At 48.3% G+C, this 23,920-nt stretch carries 26 protein-coding genes and 3 pseudogenes; 23 read left to right on the top strand and 6 right to left on the bottom strand.

What is annotated here, in order from left to right; translation table 11 throughout:
- Window positions 1-95 precede the first annotated feature (95 nt).
- The 22 genes and pseudogenes from BUA56_RS09955 to BUA56_RS09835 form a co-directional block, all read left to right on the top strand.
- The gene (locus BUA56_RS09955) at window positions 96-380 is read left to right on the top strand and encodes a topoisomerase C-terminal repeat-containing protein (protein ID WP_002326770.1); all 285 of its coding nucleotides are present in this window, start codon (window positions 96-98) and stop codon (window positions 378-380) included.
- A gap of 133 nt (window positions 381-513) precedes the next feature.
- Window positions 514-753, top strand: coding sequence for a peptide-binding protein (locus BUA56_RS09950; RefSeq protein WP_000635249.1), 240 nt, complete (start codon window positions 514-516; stop codon window positions 751-753).
- A 48-nt stretch (window positions 754-801) separates the two neighbouring features.
- Window positions 802-885 carry a 23S rRNA methyltransferase attenuation leader peptide gene (locus BUA56_RS09945; RefSeq protein ID WP_001814874.1) on the top strand — a complete coding sequence of 28 codons (84 nt, stop codon included), beginning with the start codon at window positions 802-804 and terminating at the stop codon, window positions 883-885.
- Between the two features lie 124 nt (window positions 886-1,009).
- Window positions 1,010-1,747 (top strand): 23S rRNA (adenine(2058)-N(6))-methyltransferase Erm(B), encoded by a 738-nt coding sequence (erm(B), locus tag BUA56_RS09940; protein ID WP_001038795.1) that lies wholly within the window; start codon window positions 1,010-1,012, stop codon window positions 1,745-1,747.
- A gap of 60 nt (window positions 1,748-1,807) precedes the next feature.
- Window positions 1,808-2,713, top strand: coding sequence for a hypothetical protein (locus BUA56_RS24125; protein ID WP_178801768.1), 906 nt, complete (start codon window positions 1,808-1,810; stop codon window positions 2,711-2,713).
- A gap of 18 nt (window positions 2,714-2,731) precedes the next feature.
- Complete coding sequence (locus BUA56_RS09930; protein WP_072851246.1) at window positions 2,732-3,106, top strand: hypothetical protein; 375 nt, start codon at window positions 2,732-2,734, stop codon at window positions 3,104-3,106.
- A gap of 102 nt (window positions 3,107-3,208) precedes the next feature.
- On the top strand, window positions 3,209-3,544 hold the full coding sequence (locus BUA56_RS09925) for a DUF3847 domain-containing protein (RefSeq protein ID WP_071143482.1): 336 nt from the start codon (window positions 3,209-3,211) through the stop codon (window positions 3,542-3,544).
- Between the two features lie 160 nt (window positions 3,545-3,704).
- Window positions 3,705-5,273 carry a MobQ family relaxase gene (mobQ, locus tag BUA56_RS09920; RefSeq protein ID WP_242700206.1) on the top strand — a complete coding sequence of 523 codons (1,569 nt, stop codon included), beginning with the start codon at window positions 3,705-3,707 and terminating at the stop codon, window positions 5,271-5,273.
- A complete protein-coding gene (locus tag BUA56_RS09915) occupies window positions 5,270-7,153 on the top strand; it encodes an AAA family ATPase (protein WP_071143481.1) in 1,884 nt (627 codons plus the stop codon). Before mobQ ends, BUA56_RS09915 begins: the two co-directional genes overlap by 4 nt.
- A gap of 137 nt (window positions 7,154-7,290) precedes the next feature.
- A pseudogene (locus BUA56_RS09910) lies at window positions 7,291-8,775 on the top strand (VirD4-like conjugal transfer protein, CD1115 family); the annotation flags it as partial.
- A gap of 32 nt (window positions 8,776-8,807) precedes the next feature.
- Window positions 8,808-8,936: pseudogene (locus BUA56_RS09905) on the top strand (Maff2 family mobile element protein); the annotation flags it as partial.
- Window positions 8,937-9,588: 652 nt separating this feature from the next.
- Window positions 9,589-11,508 (top strand): tetracycline resistance ribosomal protection protein Tet(W), encoded by a 1,920-nt coding sequence (gene tet(W) / locus BUA56_RS09895; RefSeq protein WP_002586627.1) that lies wholly within the window; start codon window positions 9,589-9,591, stop codon window positions 11,506-11,508.
- Window positions 11,509-11,558: 50 nt separating this feature from the next.
- Window positions 11,559-12,326 carry a class I SAM-dependent methyltransferase gene (locus BUA56_RS09890; protein ID WP_002586626.1) on the top strand — a complete coding sequence of 256 codons (768 nt, stop codon included), beginning with the start codon at window positions 11,559-11,561 and terminating at the stop codon, window positions 12,324-12,326.
- Between the two features lie 171 nt (window positions 12,327-12,497).
- Window positions 12,498-12,920: a sigma-70 RNA polymerase sigma factor region 4 domain-containing protein gene (locus tag BUA56_RS09880; RefSeq protein ID WP_002586616.1), complete on the top strand. Its 423-nt coding sequence runs from the start codon at window positions 12,498-12,500 to the stop codon at window positions 12,918-12,920.
- Window positions 12,913-13,125 carry a helix-turn-helix domain-containing protein gene (locus BUA56_RS09875; RefSeq protein WP_002586615.1) on the top strand — a complete coding sequence of 71 codons (213 nt, stop codon included), beginning with the start codon at window positions 12,913-12,915 and terminating at the stop codon, window positions 13,123-13,125. The genes BUA56_RS09880 and BUA56_RS09875 overlap by 8 nt, the downstream gene beginning before the upstream one ends.
- A 522-nt stretch (window positions 13,126-13,647) precedes the next feature.
- On the top strand, window positions 13,648-14,046 hold the full coding sequence (locus BUA56_RS09865; RefSeq protein ID WP_072851241.1) for a plasmid mobilization protein: 399 nt from the start codon (window positions 13,648-13,650) through the stop codon (window positions 14,044-14,046).
- Window positions 14,018-15,643 (top strand): relaxase/mobilization nuclease domain-containing protein, encoded by a 1,626-nt coding sequence (locus tag BUA56_RS09860; RefSeq protein WP_072851239.1) that lies wholly within the window; start codon window positions 14,018-14,020, stop codon window positions 15,641-15,643. Before BUA56_RS09865 ends, BUA56_RS09860 begins: the two co-directional genes overlap by 29 nt.
- Complete coding sequence (locus tag BUA56_RS09855) at window positions 15,633-16,019, top strand: cysteine-rich VLP domain-containing protein (protein ID WP_072851237.1); 387 nt, start codon at window positions 15,633-15,635, stop codon at window positions 16,017-16,019. Before BUA56_RS09860 ends, BUA56_RS09855 begins: the two co-directional genes overlap by 11 nt.
- A 112-nt stretch (window positions 16,020-16,131) precedes the next feature.
- Window positions 16,132-16,890 (top strand): phage replisome organizer N-terminal domain-containing protein, encoded by a 759-nt coding sequence (locus BUA56_RS09850; protein ID WP_072851235.1) that lies wholly within the window; start codon window positions 16,132-16,134, stop codon window positions 16,888-16,890.
- Entirely contained in the window at window positions 16,887-17,729 is an 843-nt protein-coding gene (locus BUA56_RS09845) for an ATP-binding protein (RefSeq protein WP_072851233.1), read from the top strand. The genes BUA56_RS09850 and BUA56_RS09845 overlap by 4 nt, the downstream gene beginning before the upstream one ends.
- Window positions 17,730-17,743: 14 nt before the next feature.
- Window positions 17,744-17,932 carry a transposon-encoded TnpW family protein gene (locus tag BUA56_RS09840; protein ID WP_072851231.1) on the top strand — a complete coding sequence of 63 codons (189 nt, stop codon included), beginning with the start codon at window positions 17,744-17,746 and terminating at the stop codon, window positions 17,930-17,932.
- Between the two features lie 111 nt (window positions 17,933-18,043).
- Window positions 18,044-18,229, top strand: a pseudogene (locus BUA56_RS09835) (recombinase family protein); the annotation flags it as partial.
- A 63-nt stretch (window positions 18,230-18,292) separates the two neighbouring features.
- Here the strand turns inward: BUA56_RS09835 and BUA56_RS09830 are convergent.
- The 6 genes from BUA56_RS09830 to BUA56_RS09795 form a co-directional block, all read right to left on the bottom strand.
- The gene (locus tag BUA56_RS09830; RefSeq protein ID WP_019727566.1) at window positions 18,293-19,969 is read right to left on the bottom strand and encodes a recombinase family protein; all 1,677 of its coding nucleotides are present in this window, start codon (window positions 19,967-19,969) and stop codon (window positions 18,293-18,295) included.
- Window positions 19,970-20,069: 100 nt separating this feature from the next.
- The gene (locus tag BUA56_RS09825) at window positions 20,070-20,297 is read right to left on the bottom strand and encodes a transposon-encoded TnpW family protein (RefSeq protein WP_004607973.1); all 228 of its coding nucleotides are present in this window, start codon (window positions 20,295-20,297) and stop codon (window positions 20,070-20,072) included.
- A gap of 417 nt (window positions 20,298-20,714) precedes the next feature.
- Window positions 20,715-20,975 carry a helix-turn-helix domain-containing protein gene (locus BUA56_RS09810; RefSeq protein WP_019727567.1) on the bottom strand — a complete coding sequence of 87 codons (261 nt, stop codon included), beginning with the start codon at window positions 20,973-20,975 and terminating at the stop codon, window positions 20,715-20,717.
- A complete protein-coding gene (locus BUA56_RS09805; protein WP_008978027.1) occupies window positions 20,956-21,396 on the bottom strand; it encodes an RNA polymerase sigma factor in 441 nt (146 codons plus the stop codon). The genes BUA56_RS09810 and BUA56_RS09805 overlap by 20 nt, the downstream gene beginning before the upstream one ends.
- Before the next feature lie 535 nt (window positions 21,397-21,931).
- Window positions 21,932-22,921: a 23S rRNA (adenine(2503)-C(2))-methyltransferase RlmN gene (rlmN, locus tag BUA56_RS09800; protein WP_008978028.1), complete on the bottom strand. Its 990-nt coding sequence runs from the start codon at window positions 22,919-22,921 to the stop codon at window positions 21,932-21,934.
- Window positions 22,922-22,943: 22 nt separating this feature from the next.
- The gene (locus BUA56_RS09795) at window positions 22,944-23,123 is read right to left on the bottom strand and encodes a cysteine-rich KTR domain-containing protein (protein ID WP_002588768.1); all 180 of its coding nucleotides are present in this window, start codon (window positions 23,121-23,123) and stop codon (window positions 22,944-22,946) included.
- Between the two features lie 382 nt (window positions 23,124-23,505).
- Here BUA56_RS09795 and BUA56_RS09790 point away from each other — a divergent pair, with 382 nt between their 5' ends.
- Window positions 23,506-23,859, top strand: coding sequence for a helix-turn-helix transcriptional regulator (locus tag BUA56_RS09790; protein ID WP_008978029.1), 354 nt, complete (start codon window positions 23,506-23,508; stop codon window positions 23,857-23,859).
- The last annotated feature ends 61 nt before the right edge of the window (window positions 23,860-23,920 follow it).

Raw genomic sequence — 23,920 nt, 5'->3', positions numbered from 1 at the left:
ATGGAGATAAATTATTAGATATACTACTGACAGCTTCCAAGAAGCTAAAGAGGTCCCTAGCGCCTACGGGGAATTTGTATCGATAAGGGGTACAAATTCCCACTAAGCGCTCGGGACCCCTTGTAGGAAAATGTCCTAAGTGTGGCAACAATATTGTATTAAAAAAATCGTTTTATGGTTGTTCAAATTATCCTGAATGTAAGTTTACTTTAGCTGAACATTTTAGAAAGAAAAAACTAACCAAAACGAATGTAAAAGAATTACTGGAGGGAAAAGAAACCCTGGTAAAAGGAATCAAAAACAAAGAGAAAAAGCCCTACAATGCCGTTGTAAAAATTGGGGAAAAGGGATATATTGATTTTATATCTTTCTCAAAATAAACATAAAAGCCCTTTAAAGAGGGCTTTTATATATTAATCACAAATCACTTATCACAAATCACTTATCACAAATCACAAGTGATTTGTGATTGTTGATGATAAAATAAGAATAAGAAGAAATAGAAAGAAGTGAGTGATTGTGGGAAATTTAGGCGCACAAAAAGAAAAACGAAATGATACACCAATCAGTGCAAAAAAAGATATAATGGGAGATAAGACGGTTCGTGTTCGTGCTGACTTGCACCATATCATAAAAATCGAAACAGCAAAGAATGGCGGAAACGTAAAAGAAGTTATGGAAATAAGACTTAGAAGCAAACTTAAGAGTGTGTTGATAGTGCATTATCTTAAAATTTTGTATAATAGGAATTGAAGTTAAATTAGATGCTAAAAATTTGTAATTAAGAAGGAGGGATTCGTCATGTTGGTATTCCAAATGCGTAATGTAGATAAAACATCTACTGTTTTGAAACAGACTAAAAACAGTGATTACGCAGATAAATAAATACGTTAGATTAATTCCTACCAGTGACTAATCTTATGACTTTTTAAACAGATAACTAAAATTACAAACAAATCGTTTAACTTCTGTATTTGTTTATAGATGTAATCACTTCAGGAGAGATTACATGAACAAAAATATAAAATATTCTCAAAACTTTTTAACGAGTGAAAAAGTACTCAACCAAATAATAAAACAATTGAATTTAAAAGAAACCGATACCGTTTACGAAATTGGAACAGGTAAAGGGCATTTAACGACGAAACTGGCTAAAATAAGTAAACAGGTAACGTCTATTGAATTAGACAGTCATCTATTCAACTTATCGTCAGAAAAATTAAAACTGAATACTCGTGTCACTTTAATTCACCAAGATATTCTACAGTTTCAATTCCCTAACAAACAGAGGTATAAAATTGTTGGGAATATTCCTTACCATTTAAGCACACAAATTATTAAAAAAGTGGTTTTTGAAAGCCGTGCGTCTGACATCTATCTGATTGTTGAAGAAGGATTCTACAAGCGTACCTTGGATATTCACCGAACACTAGGGTTGCTCTTGCACACTCAAGTCTCGATTCAGCAATTGCTTAAGCTGCCAGCGGAATGCTTTCATCCTAAACCAAAAGTAAACAGTGTCTTAATAAAACTTACCCGCCATACCACAGATGTTCCAGATAAATATTGGAAGCTATATACGTACTTTGTTTCAAAATGGGTCAATCGAGAATATCGTCAACTGTTTACTAAAAATCAGTTTCATCAAGCAATGAAACACGCCAAAGTAAACAATTTAAGTACCATTACTTATGAGCAAGTATTGTCTATTTTTAATAGTTATCTATTATTTAACGGGAGGAAATAATTCTATGAGTCGCTTTTTTAAATTTGGAAAGTTACACTTTTTAATAACGGAGGGAATGGAATGAAAAAACTTGTAACCTTGCTTCTTTCGCTTGCTTTAGTGCTATCTCTTGCAGCTTGTGGCGGAGAAGCGACACCTGACGCATCTGACGATGCCCCCGCTTCTTCTCAAAATGAAGAAAGCACCGAAAACGACAACACCGAAAATCAAATCGTATTTGAGGAAGTTGTTGCCATTGACAACGCAGAGTGTGCGGTAAAAATTACCGAAATCGACCCCGATAATATGTGGGGCTACACTCTGAAAGCACAGCTTGAAAACAAGTCCACAGAGAAAACCTATATGTTCTCTGTCGAGAGTGCTTCCATCAATGGTGTTCAGTGCGATCCAATGTTTGCAAGCGAGGTAGCTGCTGGCAAAAAGGCTAACGAAGAAATCAACTTTAGCACCGATACTCTTGAGGAAAATGGTATTGTTGAATACACAGATATTGAATTGACTTTCAAGGTGTATGATAGCAATGATTGGTCTGCTGACCCTGTTGGAAAGGAAACAATCCATGTCTATCCATACGGAGAAGAAAACGCTGTTGCATTTGTGAGAGAAGCACAGGCTACTGATAATGTGATTATCGATAATGATTATGTTACTGTTATCGTAACAGGCTATGAAGATGATGAGATATGGGGCTATACTGCCAATCTGTTCTTGCTGAACAAGACAGACAAAACGGTAATGTTCAGCGTTGATGACGCATCTGTAAACGGCTTTATGGCAGACCCATTCTATGCAACTTCTGTTTCTGCCGGAAAATGTGCATTTAGTTCTATGGCATGGTCTGATACAACTTTAGAGGAAAACGGAATTACCGAAGTGGAAGAAATCGAAGTCCTGTTTAGAGCATACGATGCTGATGATTTTATGGGCGAAGATTTTGCAAATGAGGTAATTACATTAAATCCGTAACGAGATGAGGTGTGCAACATGAAAACGGCAAAATTAGTAATCGGAATTATCAGCATGGTTTTATTTGTTTTAGTAGCTTTTCAATCTTGCGCTGCCGGATTAGGAAATGCTTTAGCAGATAACGGCGAAGTAAGCGGAACATCAGGAATGTTGCTTGCTTTCTGTATGCTGATTGCAGGCATCGTTGGAGTAGCAACCCGAAAGAGCAAAGGCGGCGGAATTGTTGCCGGAGTATTCTATCTGTTGGGCGGACTGCTGGGAATTGTAAATTACGGTAGCTTCTCTGACCTTGCTATCTGGTCTGTCCTTTGTTTCATTTTCGGAGCTGTCTTTATTTTGGGCTCCTTGAAAATGAAGAAAGCAGATAAAAGTAACACAGACGCGGCAGAATAATATTATTCAAATAACAATAACATAATTCCCCAACAGGGCGACTATTTCCAAACCGAAGTAGCCGCCCTTTTCTTTTACTAAAAATCAAAAAGGAGGGCTACCATGTCGAAGAAAAAACCACCGACCACCATCGAGGAATGTAACGCCGAAATGGAACTGACACAGAAGAAAATCCGGCAGTATGAGAACAGGAACAAAATGCTTGACCGCAAACTTGCCATTGAGAAGCGCAAGGAGCGCAACCACCGTCTTTGTTCGCGGGGCGGCTACCTTGAAAGCCTTGTCCCGGCACTCATTGATATGTCAGAACAGGAAGCCCGCGACTTCCTCTACACCGCGGTTTTCAGCGACAAAGCGCAGGAGTTTTTGAGAAAACGAGCCGGAGAAGCGACACCGAAGAATTACCCTTGCACACAAGGGCGCACTTATACACCCTAACGGGCGTGTGCGCTCTGCCGAGGGCTTTATCTCCGCACCGGGCATTATTGCCTTGTGCAGAGATTGGCGGCTTGCGCCGCGACAGGGAAACCTACACTTTCCCTGCGACAGCTTGCGCTGTCTACCCTTTTGTGTACCCCACGAAAGCGAACACCTTGCTTTGCAAGCTATTCACTTTCATGGGGTTTTGTTGACCGTATCGGGAGGTGATACTATCGCAATCTACCATTGCAGCATTAAGATTGTCAGCCGGGGAAAGGGCAAATCTGCCGTAGCCGCAGCAGCCTACCGCGCCGGAGAGAAGCTGACAAACGAGTGGGACGGACTGACCCACGACTATACAAGAAAAGGCGGCGTTGTTCATTCTGAAATCATGCTGCCGCCCCATGCCCCACCCTCTTTCTCTGACCGTTCTATTCTATGGAACAGCGTGGAGCAAATCGAAAAATCGAATAACTCACAGCTTGCGAGGGAAATCGAAATCGCCCTACCTGTTGAACTTTCAAGAGAGGAACAGACCCGCCTTGTCCGGGAATACTGTTCCTCTCAATTTGTTTCCAAAGGAATGTGCGCCGACTTCAATATCCACGACACAGGCAACGGCAACCCACACGCTCATATCCTTTTGACTATGCGCCCCCTTGATGAAAAAGGCACATGGGCGGCGAAGTCAAAAAAGGAATATGTCCTTGACGAAAATGGGGAGCGCGTAAAGCTGCCAAGCGGCAGATACAAGACGCGCAAGGTTGACCTTATGGACTGGAACAGGCAGGAGAACGCCGACCTATGGCGCAAGGCGTGGGCTGACCTTGCCAACGACTATTTAGAGCGAAGCGGCAGCGCGGAGCGTATCGACCACCGCAGCCATGCAGAGCGTGGTATTGAGGAACTCCCCACCGTCCACATGGGTGTTGCAGCTTCCCAAATGGAGAAGAAAGGCATAGCCACCGACAAGGGAGAAATCAACCGCATGATACAAAAGACCAACCGACTTATGCGGGAAATCCGGGGCTATATCGACAGCTTGAAAGAATGGCTTGCGGAGGTTTTCGCCGCTAAGAAGCAACTGCAAGCTGCCCCGCACTCTCCCGATATTGCCACGCTGCTTACAAGGTATTTGAGCATTGAACGAGAGAAAAGCCGGAAGTATTCACAGGGCTGGCAGCAACAGCATACTGCCGGGGAATTGCAAAAAATCAGCAAGGCGATTGTCTATCTGCAAAGCAAGGGCATTGCTACCCTTGAAGATTTGGACGCTGCCCTTTCCTCTGTTGATGAAGAAGCAAAGCGGCTGAATACAAGCGTTGTTGCCAAGCAGAAGCGCATGAGGACATTGGAAAAGTTTATCGAGCATGGCAGCAACTACAACCGCTTGAAGCCCATTCACGATGAACTGAAAACGCTGAAAAACGGATGGGGCAAAAAGAGAGAAAAATTTGAGCAAGCCCACGAAAGCGACCTCATTATCTGGAACGCCGCCAACCGTTTCCTGCACGCAAATCTGCCGGAGGGTACAAAGTCTTTCAAGGTGTCCGAGTGGCAGAAAGAATTTGACGAACTGAAAGCCCAATCCACAGGCGAATATGAAGAACTGAAAACAAAGCGCAGCGAGGTTAAGGAGTTACAGCAAATCCGAAAGTGCATTGATATTGTAGAGCAAGCCGAGCAGCGCACACAGGAACAGACACACCAAACACCAAGACGCAAAAAGGAGGATATTTCCCTATGACCTACACCAAAGAACAGATTGACCGGGCAAATCAGACCGACCTTGTATCATTCCTGCAAGCCCAGGGCGAACAGCTTGAACGCGCCGGACAGGAGTACCGTTGGAAACGGCACGACAGCTTGACGGTCAGAGAAAACAGATGGTATCGGCACAGCCAGAGCAAAGGCGGCGGTCCGATTGATTTTGTCATGGAGTTTTACGGCAAAAGTTTTCTTGAAGCCGTTGAAATGCTGATAGGCGAACGGGGCGAAGCACCCCCACCCGTCTATCTGCAATTCAGACTACCACCCAAAAGCCCCGACAACCAAACAGCGAGGAACTACCTTACAGCCGCCCGGCGCATTGATGAAGATGTGTCGGGCTTTTTCTTTTCCTGCGGCGATCTCTACGAGGAAGCCGCCCACCATAACGCCGTATTTGTCGGCAGAGATGAAAGCGGCATACCGAGATATGCCCACCAACGGGGAACGGTGGGCAGCTTCCGGCTTGATGTGAAAGGCAGCGACAAGACTTTTAACTTCTGCTACCGGGGCGAGGGCGAAAGGCTTTTTGTCTTTGAAGCCCCCATTGACCTGTTATCTTTCCTCTGCCTGTTCAAAAAGGAATGGCAGAAACAAAGCTATCTGTCATTGGGCGGCGTGAGTGAAAAAGCCCTGCTGCGTTTTCTCTCTGACCGTCCGAATATCAAGACCGTCTATCTCTGCCTTGACAGCGACAAAGCCGGGACAGACGCTTGCAGCCGCCTTAACAGCATTATCCCCCAAGGCTACACCGTCAATCGCCTTGTACCGTTGTTCAAAGACTGGAACGAGGTTTTACAGCGTAAAGAGGAAATTACAGACGGAAAATATCTGCGCGAAGCTGTCTATGGCTTGCGTGAGCCGCAACAGGAAGAAACCGTTGAAATTATCCGCATGAGCGAGGTTGACACACAGACCGTTGAATGGCTATGGGAGCCGTATATCCCTTTTGGAAAGGTAACAATCGTACAGGGCAACCCCGGCGAGGGAAAAACCACCCTTGCCCTGCGCCTTTGCGCCGCCTGTACCAACCGCAAGCCCTTTCCGGCTATGGCAGAGCATGAGCCTTTTAATGTTATCTATCAGACCGCAGAGGACGGTTTGGGCGATACCGTCAAGCCGCGCCTTATGGAAGCGGACGCAGACCTTGACCGGGTACTTGTCATTGACGAGGGCAAACAGGAATTGTCCTTATCCGATGAACGCATAGAAAGGGCAATCCGGCAGACCGGGGCGCGTCTTATAATCCTTGACCCCATACAGGCGTATGTAGGCGAAAAAACGGATATGAACAAGGCAAACGAAATACGCCCTATCTTTCGCCGCCTTGCCGAAGTTGCAGAGCGTACCGGGTGTGCCGTTGTGCTTATCGGGCACTTGAACAAAGCTGCCGGAGGTCAGAGCGCATACCGGGGATTAGGCTCTATCGACTTCCGAGCCGCCGCTCGTAGTGTGCTGCTCATAGGGCGCGTGAAACGAGAGCCGAATGTGCGCGTTATCATTCACGACAAATCTTCCCTTGCACCGGAGGGTAAGCCTATGGCGTTTTCGTTGGGCGCGGAAAGCGGCTTTTCATGGATAGGCGAATATGACATTACCGCTGATGAACTGCTGTCCGGCACAGGCGGCAACACCGAAACCAAGACCGAGCAAGCGGAAAGGTTGATACTCGATTTACTTGCAGACGGTAAGGAAATGGCAAGCGAGGATATTGTCAAGGCGGCAGCCGAAGCCGGAATATCCGAAAGAACGGTACAAAATGCCAAGCGCAGCATGGGCGGCATATTGGGCGCAAGGCGCGTTGGAAGTCAATGGTACAACTTCATCAAGAAGAAGCAGCCGCCCGAAACTGCAAAATGAAAGTGCAAAACGCAGAGCCTTTGCACCTTGCACTTTCGCACTTTCACTTTATCAACTCGCCCCATGTTGACCGCATGGGGCTTTTCTCTTGAAAAAATCCTGTTTTGCGTCAATAAATTGCGAAAAGCACTTGACAAAACGCTTCATGGGGCACCCCCGCCGACATCGCCCCTTACATGGACAAGGACTTTTCTCAAAATGTCCTGCTCACCCAGACGGAGCGGATCACCATGTCGAGCCGCCCAAAGGAACCCAAGTACGCTAGGAACAAAAATATCCTGGTCATCGGCGGTTCCGGCAGCGGCAAAACGAGATTTTTTGTCAAGCCCAACCTGCTCCAGTGCCATTCCTCCTATGTGGTCACGGACCCCAAAGGCACCATCCTGAATGAGGTGGGGACCCTGCTGGACCGCAAGGGATACCGCATTAAAAGTCTGAACCTCATCAACTTCAAGAAATCCATGAGATATAATCCCCTGGCGTACATCCGCTCAGAGAAGGATATTTTGAAGCTGGTGAACGCCCTGATCCTCAACACCAAGGGCGAGGGCGAAAAGAGTTCCGAGGATTTTTGGGTCAAGGCCGAACGCCTGTACTATTCCGCCCTCATCGGCTACATCTGGTACGAGGCGGAGCCGGAGGAGCGCAACTTCATCACCCTGCTGGACCTCATCAACGCCAGCGAGGCCAGAGAGGACGACGAGGAGTTTCAGTCTCCCGTGGACCTGCTGTTCGCCAAGCTGGAGAAAGAGCACCCGGACCACTTCGCTGTGAAGCAATACCGCAAATTCAAAATGGCCGCGGGCAAAACTCTGAAATCCATACTGATTTCCTGCGGCGCCCGCCTCTCTCCCTTTGACATCCAAGAGCTGCGGGACCTCATGGTGGAGGACGAACTGGAGCTGGATACCCTGGGCGACCGCAAATCGGCGCTGTTCGTGATTTTATCGGACACGGACTCGACCTTTAATTTCGTGGCGGCGCTCATGTACTCCCAGCTTTTCAACCTGCTGTGTGACAAGGCGGACGACTTCTACGGGGGGCGCCTGCCGGTCCATGTGCGGTGCCTCCTGGACGAGTTCGCCAACATCGGTCAGATACCAAACTTTGATAAGCTGATCGCCACCATCCGAAGCCGTGAAATATCGGCTTCTATTATTTTGCAGAGCCAAAGCCAGTTAAAGACCATCTACAAGGACGCGGCGGATACCATCGTGGGCAACTGCGACAGCACCTTGTTTTTGGGAGGCAAGGAGAAATCCACTCTGAAAGAAATTTCGGAGCTGCTGGGGAAAGAAACGATTGACAGTTTCAATCAATCGGAAAACCGTGGCAGCCAGGTTTCTCACGGCCTCACCTATCAAAAATTAGGAAAGGAGCTGATGACACAAGACGAATTGGCGGTAATGGACGGAGGCAAGTGTATCTTCATGCTGCGGGGCGTGCGCCCGTTTCTCTCGGACAAGTACGACCTGACGAAGCATCCGAATTACAAATACACCGCCGACGCCGACAAGAAGTACCTCTTTGATATGGAACGGTACATGAAACGCAAACCGGCTATCGTGAAGCCGGATGAGCCTTTCGAGATGTACGAATTGGCAGCAGCAGACCTTCAATAACAATTCTACAACGAAGAAAGGAAATATGATTTATGGATTTTTTCACTAACGCTATCGACGTATTGCAGACTCTGGTGATCGCGCTGGGCGGCGGCCTGTGCGTGTGGGGCGGCATCAACCTCCTGGAAGGTTACGGTCAGGACAACCCTGCCAGTAATGCTCATGTACGGTAAGGAAGCAAGCAACCGAAAACAAGAGATAGACCGCCAGCACTACACTATTCCGAACCAAAGACCAAAAGATAAGCATTGTGGGAAAATCTAAACTTTTGGATTTTCCTACAATGCCAACTACGGCGGAATCCCTCCCACTCCTTATATCTTTCTGTATACATTGAATTTGTATTTAGTAAAATGCAGACAACACCACGGATCGGCTTTTGGTTGGACAATTCCAACCAAACACCACAGCAGACAGCAGAAAACATTCTGAACGCTAGGAAGCCGGTATGATTGTTACATATAAGGGGAAGAAAAATTTCTTTTAGGTACTTGCTTTCCTAAAACTGATGTGATACAATGATTTAATCCAGAAAAGGAGTAAAAAATATGCGGCAAGGTATTCTTAAATAAAACTATAATCAAATAGTGGGAACAAAGGATTATGATAGCTCCTTTTGTAGGGGCTTAGTTTTTTGTACCCAATTTAAGAATACTTTTGCCTTATCAATTTTGACATATCCCCAAAAACAGCAATCACAAACAGGTGTATGCTGTATATGTGTATGTCCGCAACTTATAATCCCCAGTGGTAAAAGTATTTTACTGCTGGGGATTTTTATGCCCTTTGGGGCTGTAAAGGGAGGACAATCACATGAAAATAATCAATATTGGAATTCTTGCCCATGTAGACGCTGGAAAGACGACCTTGACGGAGAGCCTGCTATATGCCAGCGGAGCCATTTCAGAACCGGGGAGCGTCGAAAAAGGGACAACGAGGACGGACACCATGTTTTTGGAGCGGCAGCGTGGGATTACCATTCAAGCGGCAGTCACTTCCTTCCAGTGGCACAGATGTAAAGTTAACATTGTGGATACGCCCGGCCACATGGATTTTTTGGCGGAGGTGTACCGCTCTTTGGCTGTTTTAGATGGGGCCATCTTGGTGATCTCCGCTAAAGATGGCGTGCAGGCCCAGACCCGTATTCTGTTCCATGCCCTGCGGAAAATGAACATTCCCACCGTTATCTTTATCAACAAGATCGACCAGGCTGGCGTTGATTTGCAGAGCGTGGTTCAGTCTGTTCGGGATAAGCTCTCCGCCGATATTATCATCAAGCAGACGGTGTCGCTGTCCCCGGAAATAGTCCTGGAGGAAAATACCGACATAGAAGCATGGGATGCGGTCATCGAAAATAACGATGAATTATTGGAAAAGTATATCGCAGGAGAACCAATCAGCCGGGAAAAACTTGCGCGGGAGGAACAGCAGCGGGTTCAAGACGCCTCCCTGTTCCCAGTCTATCATGGCAGCGCCAAAAATGGCCTTGGCATTCAACCGTTGATGGATGCGGTGACAGGGCTGTTCCAACCGATTGGGGAACAGGGGGGCGCCGCCCTATGCGGCAGCGTTTTCAAGGTTGAGTACACCGATTGCGGCCAGCGGCGTGTCTATCTACGGTTATACAGCGGAACGCTGCGCCTGCGGGATACGGTGGCCCTGGCCGGGAGAGAAAAGCTGAAAATCACAGAGATGCGTATTCCATCCAAAGGGGAAATTGTTCGGACAGACACCGCTTATCAGGGTGAAATTGTTATCCTTCCCAGCGACAGCGTGAGGTTAAACGATGTATTAGGGGACCAAACCCGGCTCCCTCGTAAAAGGTGGCGCGAGGACCCCCTCCCCATGCTGCGGACGACGATTGCGCCGAAAACGGCAGCGCAAAGAGAACGGCTGCTGGACGCTCTTACGCAACTTGCGGATACTGACCCGCTTTTGCGTTGCGAAGTGGATTCCATCACCCATGAGATCATTCTTTCTTTTTTGGGCCGGGTGCAGTTGGAGGTTGTTTCCGCTTTGCTGTCGGAAAAATACAAGCTTGAAACAGTGGTAAAGGAACCCTCCGTCATTTATATGGAGCGGCCGCTCAAAGCAGCCAGCCACACCATCCATATCGAGGTGCCGCCCAACCCGTTTTGGGCATCCATAGGACTGTCTGTTACACCACTCTCGCTTGGCTCCGGTGTACAATACGAGAGCCGGGTTTCGCTGGGATACTTGAACCAGAGTTTTCAAAACGCTGTCAGGGATGGTATCCGTTACGGGCTGGAGCAGGGCTTGTTCGGCTGGAACGTAACGGACTGTAAGATTTGCTTTGAATACGGGCTTTATTACAGTCCGGTCAGCACGCCGGCGGACTTCCGCTCATTGGCCCCGATTGTATTGGAACAGGCATTGAAGGAATCGGGGACGCAGCTGCTGGAACCTTATCTCTCCTTCATCCTCTATGCGCCCCAGGAATACCTTTCCAGGGCTTATCATGATGCACCGAAATACTGTGCCACCATCGAAACGGCCCAGGTAAAAAAGGATGAAGTTGTCTTTACTGGCGAGATTCCCGCCCGCTGTATACAGGCATACCGTACTGATCTGGCCTTTTACACCAACGGGCGGAGCGTATGCCTTACAGAGCTGAAAGGATATCAGGCCGCTGTCGGTCAGCCGGTCATCCAGCCCCGCCGTCCAAACAGCCGCCTGGACAAGGTGCGCCATATGTTTCAGAAGGTAATGTAAAGATACATAATCGTCAAGACGGCAACAATCAGAAGTTATGGAGGGTAACAATGGAATATAGTAAGGAAGATTTAATGGAAGCAAAAAAGCAAATTTGGGGAGTGGGAGAGAACATGGGAACAGAGGAAAGTAAAAAAATCTGGGAGGAGAACGCACAATTTTGGGATAATGCAATGGGTGACGAATCTAATGAATTTCACAGAGAGGTAGTGCGTCCCAAAGTAACGGAACTTCTATCTCCTAATCCTGCGGATTACATTTTGGATATTGCGTGTGGCAATGGAAATTATTCTTCGTATCTTGCACAAAGAGGCGCTTCGGTTGTCGCTTTTGATTACAGCAAAAAAATGATAGAATTGGCTAAAAGACGGCAATCACAATATGCAAAACAAATTGAATTTTGTGTGGCGGATGCGACCGATAGAAAAAGTATATTAGAATTAAAAAGAAATCGAGCCTTTACGAAAGCAGTTTCTAATATGGCAATTATGGATATTACGGATATTGAACCACTTCTTATGGCTGTTTATGAACTGTTGCAGGAAAGCGGAATTTTTGTCTTTGCAACGCAACACCCTTGTTTTGTCACGTTGACTGAAAAATATATGACACCGCACAGTTACTATGATATAGCGATTGAAGGGCAACCGAAAGAGCAGATTTATTATCATCGTTCCATACAAGATATTTTTAACCTTTGTTTTAGAGCTGGATTTGTCATTGATGGATTTTATGAAGAATGTTTTAAAACCAACAAAGAAATTCCTATGGTAATGATAGTAAGGCTTAAGAAGGTAAAACGTGATAGCTTAAAATAAATTCAAGTTTGTCGGGTAAATAGCAAACCCAGCCGAGCCAGTCAACGGTCAAGATGAACGGCGCATATGCGCAGCCGTTGACAGCCCCGCCCGCCTTTGCTGGTAGGCAATCAAGGGGCGACAGCAAGAAGTGCCACCGCCCCGCACTATTATTCAGAAAGGGGAATTTCCATGACCGACCAGATAGCCTATCAAGAATATATCCAGCGCAGGTACAACGCCTTTTGCAAGACTGTTATCCGCTGTGCCGCCTTGGACAAGATTTTGAAGCTTAAACGGCAATGGGAACGGCAAGTTTCCCTTGACTATCTGATGAACGAGAAGTTTGTCCAGTTTGCCGCGTCGGAGCCGGACGAGGAATACCCATTTACCGTCTGCGGTCAGACCGTCCTGCTCTGCAACGCCGCCCTTGCCGACGCGATCTCTGTTTTGCCGGAGCAGACGCGGGAAGAAATCCTGCGCTATTACTTTCTGCGCCAGCCGCAGCGCGTGATCGGCGCGTGTATTGGCCGGTCACGCAGCACAGCGGGGCGGCATATCCAGCTTGCCTTGCAGCGGCTACGCGAAGAAATGGGGGTGAGCCGGTATGAGTAGACTTCTCCCCTATGAAACAATCCTCAAAGCCCGTGAGGGCGACCCAGAAGCCGTGAACGCTGTCCTGCTCCACTACGCCGGATATATCCGCTATTTCTCAAAAGTGAACGGGCAGGTCAACGCCGAGGTGGAGGACTATGTAAAGCAGCGGTTAATTGACTGTCAATTCAAGTTCCGGCTTGACGAACCACCGGACAAGTCATAAAAACTGAATACCAGCCGCCACCGACGCGGCCAGCGAAAGCAGTAAGTCTTGAAAAAGATTTACTGCTTTTTTTGTTGTCCGGCTCCGCTCCCGGCCATTTTGCCCCCTGCCGGTTGTAGTAGTAAGCGAGGAGGGAATTTTTCTGCCCTGGTGTTTGGCATTTGGAGCATTTACCCGTAGTAGAGGGCAAAGAGAAAGGATTTCTCCAACACCGGGTAGAAACCACTGCGTCCGGTGTCATTTTAGCGAAAGCGGGCAGGAATGCCCTTTACAGGATTAGTAGTAGCAGAAAAAGAGAAACAAACTTTTGTGGTTGCAGTTTTCCAAAAAAGTGGCGGACGGAAGTGAGAGAAAGTTTGCAGTCACGGAGAGCAAGTTTCTACCACGGTGCCAAAATCCGCAATTCTGCGGTTTTTGCCCCTCGCGGGAAACTTGTTGGGGAGTGCCTTCCCCAAACCCTGCTTTGCGGCTTGCGCCGCTTATCCCCGCCGCGCTCATGCGGCAAGAAAGGAGGTCACGACCATGCGAAAGAAATACAACACGCCCCACCGCAGCCGCGTTGTGAAAACCCGGCTGTCCGAAGATGAATACGCCGACTTCACAGCGCGGCTTGCGCCCTATGGTATCAGCCAGTCGGAATTTCTCCGGCAGGCGATACGGCGGGCGACCATACGCCCCGTTATCCATGTGTCGGCGGTCAATGACGAACTGCTTTCCGCTGTCGGGAAGCTGGCCGCCGAGTACGGCAGGATCGGCGGCAACCTCAATCAGATAGCCCGGTATCTGAACGAGTACGGCGCACCCTACCATGCGCTGTCCGGCGAGGTACGAGCCGCCATAGCCGACCTTGCCGCCCTCAAGTATGAAGTCTTACAGAAAGTAGGTGACGCGGTTGGCAACACTCAAGCATATCAACTCTAAAAATGCCGACTACGGAGCCGCCGAACAATACCTGCTGTTTGAACATGACGAGTTTACCATGAAGCCCGTCCTTGATGAAACCGGCAGGCTTATCCCCCGCGAGGACTACCGGCTGTCCACGCTGAACTGCGGCGGGGAAGATTTTGCCGTTGCTTGTATGCGGGCAAATCTCCGCTATGAGAAAAACCAGCGGCGGGAAGATGTGAAAAGCCACCACTATATCATCAGCTTTGACCCACGGGACGGGCCGGACAACGGCTTGACCGTAGACCGGGCGCAGGCATTGGGCGAGAAGTTTTGCGCCGAGCATTTCCCCGGCCACCAAGCCCTTGTATGCACCCACCCGGACGGCCATAACCACAGCGGTAACATTCATGTGCATATCGTCATTAACAGCCTGCGGATTGAGGAAGTGCCGTTCCTGCCCTACATGGACAGGCCAGCCGACACAAAAGCCGGTTGCAAGCACCGCTGTACCGACGCGGCTTTGCGCTACTTCAAATCCGAAGTCATGGAGATGTGCCACCGGGAGGGGCTTTACCAAATCGACCTCTTGAACGGCAGCAAGAACCGCGTGACCGACCGGGAATATTGGGCGCAGAAAAAGGGACAGGCCGCGCTGGACAAGCAGAACGCCCCCATGATTGCAGTCGGTATCACGCCCCGGCAGACCAAGTTTGAAACGAACAAGGAGAAGCTGCGGCAGACCATACGCGCCGCGCTGTCTGCGGCGACCTCATTCGAGGACTTTTCCTCTCTGCTGCTGCGGGAGGGCGTGACCGTCAAGGAGAGCCGGGGGCGACTGTCCTACCTCACGCCGGACAGGACGAAGCCCATTACCGCCCGGAAACTGGGCGACGACTTTGACCGCGCCGCTGTCTTTGCCGTTTTGGAGCAGAACGCCGCCAGAGCCACAGAAAAGGCCGCAGCCATACCCGAATACCCCCGGCATGGGAAAACCGGCATACAGCCCACAAAAGCCCCACAAACCGCCCCGAAAGAGGACGGTGTGCAGCGGCTTGTGGACATTGAGCAGAAAATGGCCGAGGGCAAAGGCCGGGGCTATGAACGCTGGGCGACCATGCACAACCTCAAACAAATGGCCGCGACGCTGAATGTGTATCAGGAATACGGCTTTACTTCCCCGGAGCAGTTAGAAGCCGCCGTTGATACCGCCTATCAGGAAATGCGCCAGACCAGCGGCGAACTGAAAGCACTGGAAACGAAGCTACAAGGGAAAAAGGAGTTGCAGCAACAGGTACTTGCCTACGCCAAGACCAAGCCCGCCCGCGACGGACTGAAAGCGCAGAAATCCGAGAAAGCCCGCGCCGCCTACCGGCAGGCGCATGAAAGCGACTTTATCATAGCCGAAGCCGCCGCCCGGTATTTCAAGGCGCATGGCATTACCAAGCTGCCCGCCCGGAAAGCGTTGCAGGCCGAGATCGAGCAGCTTATCTCCGAGAAAGACGGCCTGTATAACACCTATCACGAACAGAAACAGCGGTTCAAGGAATTGCAGACCGTCAAGCGGAACATCGACCAGATTTTGCGCCGGGAGGAACCCCACCGCAGAAAGGAGCAGAGCCATGAGCGATAACCTGCCCCGCATGGACTACCGCCAGCACCGGCGGGCGCGGCGGCTGGTGCATGAGTGCTGTAACTACGACGGGGGGAACTGCCTGCTGTTAGACGACGGGGAGCCTTGCGTGTGCGTCCAGAGCATTTCCCTTTCCCTCATGTGCCGCTGGTTCCGTGTGGCTGTCCTGCCCCTTGACGGGGAGCTGGCCGCAGCCCTTTTGTACCGGGGGAGCCGGAAACGGTGTGCGGTCTGCGGCGCGGCATTTGTCCCCAAATCCAACCGGGGAAAATACTGCCCCGACTGCGCCGGACGCATGAAGAAAATCAAAGCCGCCGAGAGAAAGCGGAAACAAAGGCAGAAATGTCACGCTTTAGAGCCTTTCAAACCCGCATAAATCAAGGCTTTTTTCGTGGGTGTCAAAGGGTACGCGATACATTTATCCTTTTCCCCCGGAAACGCCGTCCTAAATGCGTACAAACGCCCCAAATCCACCCAAAGGAGGAACCATGTCAGACAACCGAAAATACTACTACCTCAAGCTGAAAGAGAATTACTTTGACGAGGACGCTATCGTGCTGCTGGAAAGTATGCAGGACGGTATCCTCTATTCCAACATTCTCTTGAAACTGTACCTGAAATCGCTGAAAAACGGCGGGAAGTTGCAGCTTGATGAAAATATCCCCTACACCGCGCAGATGATTGCCACCATTACCCGCCAGCAAGTCGGCACCGTAGAGCGAGCCTTGCAGATTTTTATGAAGCTGGGGCTTGTGGAGCCGTTACAGAACGGCGCGCTGTATATGAGCAACATTGAACTGCTGATCGGCCAATCCTCTACCGAGGGGGAGCGGAAACGGCGGGCAAGGCTGGCTTTGCAGGAGCAGAAAGCCTTGCCAAAGGCCGGGGCGGACAAATGTCCACCATATCAAGCGGACATTTGTCCACCAGAGATAGAGATAGAGAAAGAGATAGAGATAGAAAAAGAGAGAGAGCGAGAGTTAGATACGGGACAGACCGCCCGCGCCGCCTATGGCCGGTATGAAAATGTCTTTCTTTCACAATCAGAACTGGACGGGCTGAAAGCAGACCTGCCCGACAAATGGAACTACTACATTGACCGGCTATCCTGCCATATCGCGTCCAGCGGCAAGCGATACCGCAGCCATGCCGCCACAATCTACAAATGGGCGCAGGAGGACGCAGCCAAGAAAGCCCCGAAAAAGGGCATACCAGACTACTCATGCAAGGAGGGCGAAAGTTTATGAAGAACGAAATCAACGCTGTTTTGGAGAATATGACCGCCACCACCCCGGAGCCGGAGGACTACACCGGCAAGGACGGTTTACTGTACTGCGGCAAGTGCCGAAAGCCGAAAGAAGCCTATTTTGCGCCGGATAAGGCCGCTATTTTTGGCCGCGACCGCCACCCGGCAGAGTGCGACTGCCAGAGAGCCGCCCGCGAGGAACGGGAGGCCGCCGAGAAGCGGCGCAGGCACCTTGACACCGTGGAGGAACTGAAACGCCGGGGCTTTACCGACCCTACCATGCGGGACTGGACTTTTGAGAACGACAACGGCAGGAACCCGCAGGCCGGGATTGCCCGCCGGTATGTGGAGCATTGGGAGGATATGCGAGCCGACAATATCGGCTGCCTGTTCTGGGGCGGCGTGGGAACCGGGAAAAGCTACCTTGCGGGCTGTATCGCAAACGCCCTCATGGAGAAAGAAATCCCCGTCCACATGACGAACTTTGCCCTTATCCTCAACGACCTTGCCGCCAGCTTTGAGGGCAGGAATGAATATATTTCCCGCCTTTGCCGCTATCCGCTGCTTATCCTTGACGACTTCGGCATGGAGCGCGGGACAGAATACGGGCTGGAACAGGTTTTCAATGTGATTGACAGCCGTTACCGCAGCCGCAAGCCGCTGATCGTCACGACCAACCTCACGCTTTCAGAGTTGCAGCACCCAAAAGACACCGCCCATTCCCGGATTTATGACCGCCTGCTTTCCATGTGCGTCCCGGTACGCTTTACCGGCGACAACTTCCGGCAGGAAACTGCGCAGCGGAAAATGGAGAGCATGAAGAAACTGATTACCGACTGAAAGGAGTATTGCCTATGACAGATAACAAGCAGCACGACACCCGCACCGCCCGCCGCCCCGACTGCGTGACGGAAATCCGCATGGGCAATTCCGTCCTTGTCGTGTCCGGCTATTTCAGGAAAGATACCACGACCACCGCCGCCGACAAAATGGCGCGGGTACTGGAAGCGGAAGCCGCTGCTACACAAAAACCGGCGATTTGACAAGCTGTAAAGAAGCAGATTTGACACTTTTGCCGCTATACAACCAGCCCTGTTCCGTGGTACAATGAAACCACGGAATATTGGGGCTGGCTGTCGGAAACGGAGGATTTTATGTTAAGACAAGCCACCCAAAACCTCATTACCGCCCTTTATCCGAGATTGTCCCATGAGGACGAATTGCAAGGCGAGAGTAATTCCATATCGAACCAAAAAAGGATACTCGAAACCTTTGCAAAACAAAATGGCTTTACCAACCTGCGCTGGTACACCGACGACGGCTATTCCGGCGCGAACTTTGTTGAGGTAAGATAACGTAACCTTTTTTGCAGAGGGTGTTATCTTACCTCTTTTTGATGTATGTTAGATAGCATAACTCTTTACGTCGGCTCCAATCTGTCTGAAATAGGAGATACTTTCAGTAGGCTTGTCGCCTGTATCAACTCTGCCGACAAAGCTATAAAAGATTTCGATTTTGCGGGTGTTCGTTTCCTTATCCAGTTCGTGAATAAGAATGCGGTCAATAAATTCATGGACGTTTTCGTAGGTCAGTTCGGTAATGGCGGTGTATTTGCGTACCAGTGCGACAAACCTTTTCACGTCCGCGCTGCGCTCGGTGGCGTTGTCAATTTCCTGTGACAGTTCCGCAATCCTCCGGGTCAGCGTCTTTTTTTCTTCGTCATAGCCGGAAGTCAGAAAAGCAAATTGTTCATCTGAAAGTTTCCCTAAAGCGTTGTCCTCATAGAGCTTGCGGAACAAGATATTCAGCTCGCTAATCCGGCTCTGCGCCTTGTCAAGCTCTTTCCGTTGCTGCGTCAGCGTCTTTTGTACTGCCTTTGCGCTGCACTCGTTGGCGGTTTCGATAAACTCCTGTTCATGCTCTTTCACATAGGACAATACCCTTTGTAAATCGGCAAGGACAAGTTCTTTAAGGACGCTCTTTCGGATATAATGGGTAGTGCAAAGCTCGCCAGTCCTTATCCTGTTTCGATACTTGCCGCAAGTGTAGGCGTGTTTGCGTTCCAGTGTCCCGGCTCCCTGTTGCAGATACATTTTATAGCCGCAGTCCCCGCAAAAGAGAAGCCCCGAAAAAATGTCAATTTCATCAACCTTTGTAGGGCGGTGTTTGGTGGCAATCCGTTTCTGTGCAAGCTCAAAGGTTTCTTCATCAATCAAGGGTTCGTGTGTGTTGGGGAAGAAGTAACGCTTTTCCTCCGGGTTCTTCTTCGTCTTTTTCGATTTGTAAGATACCTTATAGCTCTTGCCTGTAATGGTATGCCCCAAATACTCTTTACGCGCCAGAATGTCATAGAGCGTCTTATCCGGCCAGTTGTAAATACAATTCGGGTGTGGGCGGGGGTGCCTGTGGCTTCCTGTGCGCCTGTACTGCAATTCTGCAACAGTCAATACCTCATGTTCCCGTAGCCAGTTCTGGATTTCGCAGATACGGTCGCCGCGCACATACATAGCGAAAATCTGTTTTACAATGTGCGCCGTTTCCGGGTCGGGCAATAGATGATTGCGGTCGTTGGGGTCAGCTATGTACCCATAAGGCACTTGCCCGTTGACGCGCTCGCCTTTCTGCGCCTTTGCCTGTTTGACAGCCCGGATTTTCTTTGAAGTGTCGCGGGCGTAAAACTCGTTGAACCAGTTCCGCAGAGGGGTAAACTCGTTATCTTCCCTTGCTGTGTCTACACCGTCGTTAATGGCAATGTAGCGCACTTCATATTCGGGAAAAACAATCTCTATCAGCTCCCCGGTTTTCAGATAATTACGTCCCAGACGGGAGAGGTCTTTTGTTATGACGGTCGCCACGTTCCCGGCTTCAACTTCGTGCAGCATGGCTTGAAGCCCCTCACGCTCAAAGCTCACGCCGGAAAATCCGTCGTCTACGAAAAAGCGCGTGTTGAAAAAGTGGTGTTCGTCAGCATACTTTTGTAAAATCATCTTTTGGTTCTGTATGCTCTCGCTTTCCCCGGCCTGCATATCTTCCTGGCTCAATCTGCAATATAAAGCGGTAATCTTGTCTGTCTGTAACATTTTGTCCTCCTTTCCGACGACAGACAAGCATGGCATTTGTACTGTCTATATTATACCACATACCGCTGCCTGTGTCATGTATAAAATGTGAAGAAACGCCCTATTTCCGGGCGTTTGCGGGGTTCAGTTCCATGTCTTTGCGAATGAGTTTTTTTATCTTTTTATCCAGTGTGTCCGTTGCGCGTTCACTTGCGGACGAACATACAAGGTAAGTAACTTTTCCTATTTTATGCTCCGTTGTGGTAACGGGCGTTTGGTTTTGCGTCAAAGAAAATCCCCCTTTCTTTCGCAAACATATAATACAGTCTATGAATAGCAGCAAGTCCACTATTCAATAAAACAAAGGCTTTAATCGGACGGTTATTAGCATAACCTCATGGGAATTTCACCCCGGCATGGTTCTCATGCAGCCCTACCCATTGCCTGCGACGCTCTTAACGCTCGGACTGTGGCTGTAAGGAAGTATCATTGTATATTCTGCGTGTCGTCGCCCGCAAGCCGCTACACTTGCTTTCCGGCGCGGTGTTGGTCGCTCGGCTGTCCGGGCGGGGATAACCTCACCCGGATAGCGTCATGGCGCACCCGCCGTATGGCTCGGCGCAAAAGGAACGTATCCGATTTGCCCTATGCTGCGCCGCCGTTATCTTGCGCCGCTTTCTTTGTCAAGGTTCAGAATGGCTTTGCTGCCGCGTCAGCAGCGGAACGGAAAAGGGGGAGAGAGAAAGCGTCCCGCCGCCGCTGCGGTTTATTCCTCTGCCTTAAAGGTGAGGACAGCCATCATCAGTTTTGCTTGCAGCCGTTCCCGAATGTCGTGGTCTACGCCGAAATAGACATTCCCGCGCTCGTCGTACAGCTTCCGCATGGAGAGGCGGGCTATGTAGCCGCTGAAATGCTGCAAGACAATCTTCATAGCGTCCGGGTCGCCCTTTGTCGCTACCACAATGACAGGATAGGGAACAAGGGCATTTTCCGGGTAGCCGGGTTCGTTACCATTCGTCCCATTCATCAGCATTTTCCTCCAGATATTTTCTTAATCTCTCAAAAGAGCTTGTCCGCCTGTACTGTATCGTGCTTCTCGACGTATTGAACAGTTCCGCAATCTCGGTATCGTTCATTCCCTCGAAGTAATACAGCAGTATGGCTTTGCGCTTTTCTTCCGGCAAAGTACGGATTGCTTCAAGAAGCAGCTTTGGCGTGATTTTCTTCCCGGCTTTCTCAAAGACGGTTTCAACAGTTTCCCGTTTGAAATATTCATCAAACGTATGAAGCTGTCGCGCTTCGTCTAAGGTCATGTCGGAAAAGGTCACTTCCTTTGCCCTGTGTCTGCGAAGCTCTCTATGAGTGTCGCACGCTTCATTGTGAAGTACCGTATTACAAAACTTCTGAAAAGCACACTGTTTGTAAAACTCCCTGCTGTTAGGTTCCACATTCTCACCTCCTTTCTCGTTGGAAAGTTGGTGGTGCTTCCCCCTTTTCGCGGGGCAATACGGCGGTTTTCAAAAACGCCGAAGATTTTTTGAAATTTCTTCAAAAAATTTTTTGAGCAGCAAAATGCGCCTGTCCGAAAAGCCCGGACAGGCGCATTGGTATTGTGAGTAGTATTTAGATGATTAGACAGTTCATATATACAAGCGTAATTTCCCCCGGTGGTGGTCGGGCTTTTTTTGATGTGTCAATGACCGTCGGATTTTGTCGATATGGTATGTGCTTCATGGCGGCTACCTCCTTTAGCCGCCGCTTTTAACAGTGATACCGCGTCATTTCTTGAGAAGATAAAAAGAAACGGCGGCTTTGATTTTTCAAAGCTGCTGCGGAAATCAAAGAACGACAAGCAACAGTTCTGATTTTGCTCCAATATGGTTATTGGGGGCACAAATTAAATCAAAAAAGAGCCGATAACAGCAGTATTTCAAACTGCATATTATCGGCTCTGCGTCTGTGCGTCTGGCTCTTTTAATTAAATTATTTTTGTTGTTTTTTGGCTTTATTATATGTATTAGCTAACTGTCCACAAGCTGCTTTAATCTCTCTACCATGAGAAACTCTCATGGTAACTTCAAGTCCTGTTTGCTCTAATTGATGTTTGAACGCAACCATTTCTTGTTTTTGTGGTGCTCTAATTTTTGAATTACTCGTCGGGTTGTATTGCAGCACGTTAATCATAACATTTTTGCCCTTAAACCATTTTGCAAGTTGCCTTATATCTGAGGAACGGTCATTTATACCTGGTAAAAGCAAATACGCAAATACCACTTTTCGATTATGCCTTTGTGAATAGGACAATGCTTGCTTAACAACATCTTCAATAGCGTACATGTGCATATGAGGAATGATACAGTTTCTCACAGCCTGTGTTGCTGCATGTAAAGATATTGTCAACTGAATTTTTAGATGTTCTTCGCGCAATTTTTTTAATTGATTAACTGGACCAACTGTTGATATGGTAATGCCGTCGGTTGGAAAGTTAAGTCCATTTCTATCTCGAAGAATATGGATTGCTGCAATCAAGTTGTCGTAATTGAATAAAGGTTCTCCCATTCCCATAAAAACGATACGATTTACTTTTTGACGTATCAATATGACCTGCTGCACAATTTCAGACGGTGTTAGATTACGAACGAAACCATTGCGTCCGGACTCACAAAAAATACAGCCAACAGAACAACCAACTTGCGTACTTACGCAAACAGTCCCACCATCTCGCCGTTTAATAAAAACCGTTTCGATATACCTGTTGTCTTTCAATTCATAAACATACTTTTCAGTATCGCTACTTTTATAGACTTTTTTTGTTGATATTGATAGATTTTTTTTGTGAAATGGCTGTTTATACAATTTCGCATATAAGGCTCTTGCTTTATCCTCTCCAATTACTTCCGACATTTCTTTGTAAGTAAATCCGTATGGGTCATTCAATATTTCCGTAGGTGTACTTTTAGGTAAGTGTTTCATTTAATATCCTTCCTTTTCAAAATTAAAAAGTTTGTTTTTCAGAGTTTTTGATTATGATTTCTAATTTTTCAACATCAACGATATGTGTTAATTTACATTTAGGGCAGAAAAGAGGAAAATTTCTTAATACCGTATTATAAAATACTTGAACCCTCGTCTTTCCGTTACAAATTGGACATTTTATCCAATATTTTTCAAGCATAATATTTCTCCTTTTGCGCAAAAAAATACAGGTCAATTCTCAACATGAGCATTGACCTGCATTTATACATATAACACTACAACAAAATTAAGGCATAGTTTTTATACTATGTCTATACATCGTTAGTTTTGTTGTATAGCATACGCAAAATAAGCATGACAAAAAAGCCCATATTGAAAATGGGAAAAATCTTTTTTAATTTCAATGCTTATCGAATACGCATGCTATGTAACATAAACATTTCCCCCCTTTTAATAATACTATACAAAAAAAGCGGCTAGTTGTCAACATATACATATGAATTATTTTAGTCAACTGATAGAACAGTGTAGACATATCCAAGAGGAAAGGTGAACAGTAAAATGTAATAGGGTGAATAATTATGGCAAAAAGACCAGTACCGAAATACGACTTCAAGGCTTTTGGGGCAGCGATAAAGGCGGCGCGGACAGGGCGCAAGGAGAGCCGCAAGAAAGTAAGCGACGAAATGTTTATCTCGCCGCGTTACCTTGCGAACATTGAGAACAAGGGGCAGCACCCAAGTTTACAGATTTTCTTTGAGCTTATGCTCCGCTACAATATATCCGTAGACCAGTTCCTTTTGGAAACGCCGCCGGAGAAGAACACGCAGCGGCGGCAGCTCGACGCGCTTCTTGACGGTATGAGCGATACAGGCATACGGATTGTGACCGCAACGGCAAAAGAGATTTCCGAAGTCGAAAAAGAGGGCGAATAGGAATGTCCGGCTTAAAACTGAACAGGATTTAGAAAGCGTTGCAATCTTTTTTGAATTGCAG

Origin of the sequence: Lactonifactor longoviformis DSM 17459 (assembly GCF_900129135.1) — a bacterium.
In the GTDB taxonomy this organism is placed as follows: Bacteria; Bacillota; Clostridia; order Lachnospirales; family Lachnospiraceae; genus Lactonifactor; species Lactonifactor longoviformis.
Note: the sequence above shows the minus strand (reverse complement) of the source record. Positions and strands in the feature narration are given on the sequence as shown.

Coding starts and splice junctions, on each gene's coding strand:
- BUA56_RS09945 (WP_001814874.1), top strand. CDS start 802: ATGTTGGTATTCCAAATGCGTAATGTAGATAAAACATCTACTGTTTTG.
- BUA56_RS24125 (WP_178801768.1), top strand. CDS start 1,808: ATGAAAAAACTTGTAACCTTGCTTCTTTCGCTTGCTTTAGTGCTATCT.
- BUA56_RS09930 (WP_072851246.1), top strand. CDS start 2,732: ATGAAAACGGCAAAATTAGTAATCGGAATTATCAGCATGGTTTTATTT.
- BUA56_RS09925 (WP_071143482.1), top strand. CDS start 3,209: ATGTCGAAGAAAAAACCACCGACCACCATCGAGGAATGTAACGCCGAA.
- BUA56_RS09915 (WP_071143481.1), top strand. CDS start 5,270: ATGACCTACACCAAAGAACAGATTGACCGGGCAAATCAGACCGACCTT.
- BUA56_RS09890 (WP_002586626.1), top strand. CDS start 11,559: ATGGAATATAGTAAGGAAGATTTAATGGAAGCAAAAAAGCAAATTTGG.
- BUA56_RS09880 (WP_002586616.1), top strand. CDS start 12,498: ATGACCGACCAGATAGCCTATCAAGAATATATCCAGCGCAGGTACAAC.
- BUA56_RS09875 (WP_002586615.1), top strand. CDS start 12,913: ATGAGTAGACTTCTCCCCTATGAAACAATCCTCAAAGCCCGTGAGGGC.
- BUA56_RS09865 (WP_072851241.1), top strand. CDS start 13,648: ATGCGAAAGAAATACAACACGCCCCACCGCAGCCGCGTTGTGAAAACC.
- BUA56_RS09855 (WP_072851237.1), top strand. CDS start 15,633: ATGAGCGATAACCTGCCCCGCATGGACTACCGCCAGCACCGGCGGGCG.
- BUA56_RS09850 (WP_072851235.1), top strand. CDS start 16,132: ATGTCAGACAACCGAAAATACTACTACCTCAAGCTGAAAGAGAATTAC.
- BUA56_RS09845 (WP_072851233.1), top strand. CDS start 16,887: ATGAAGAACGAAATCAACGCTGTTTTGGAGAATATGACCGCCACCACC.
- BUA56_RS09840 (WP_072851231.1), top strand. CDS start 17,744: ATGACAGATAACAAGCAGCACGACACCCGCACCGCCCGCCGCCCCGAC.
- BUA56_RS09830 (WP_019727566.1), bottom strand. CDS start 19,969: ATGTTACAGACAGACAAGATTACCGCTTTATATTGCAGATTGAGCCAG.
- BUA56_RS09810 (WP_019727567.1), bottom strand. CDS start 20,975: ATGAATGGGACGAATGGTAACGAACCCGGCTACCCGGAAAATGCCCTT.
- rlmN (WP_008978028.1), bottom strand. CDS start 22,921: ATGAAACACTTACCTAAAAGTACACCTACGGAAATATTGAATGACCCA.
- BUA56_RS09795 (WP_002588768.1), bottom strand. CDS start 23,123: ATGCTTGAAAAATATTGGATAAAATGTCCAATTTGTAACGGAAAGACG.
- BUA56_RS09790 (WP_008978029.1), top strand. CDS start 23,506: ATGGCAAAAAGACCAGTACCGAAATACGACTTCAAGGCTTTTGGGGCA.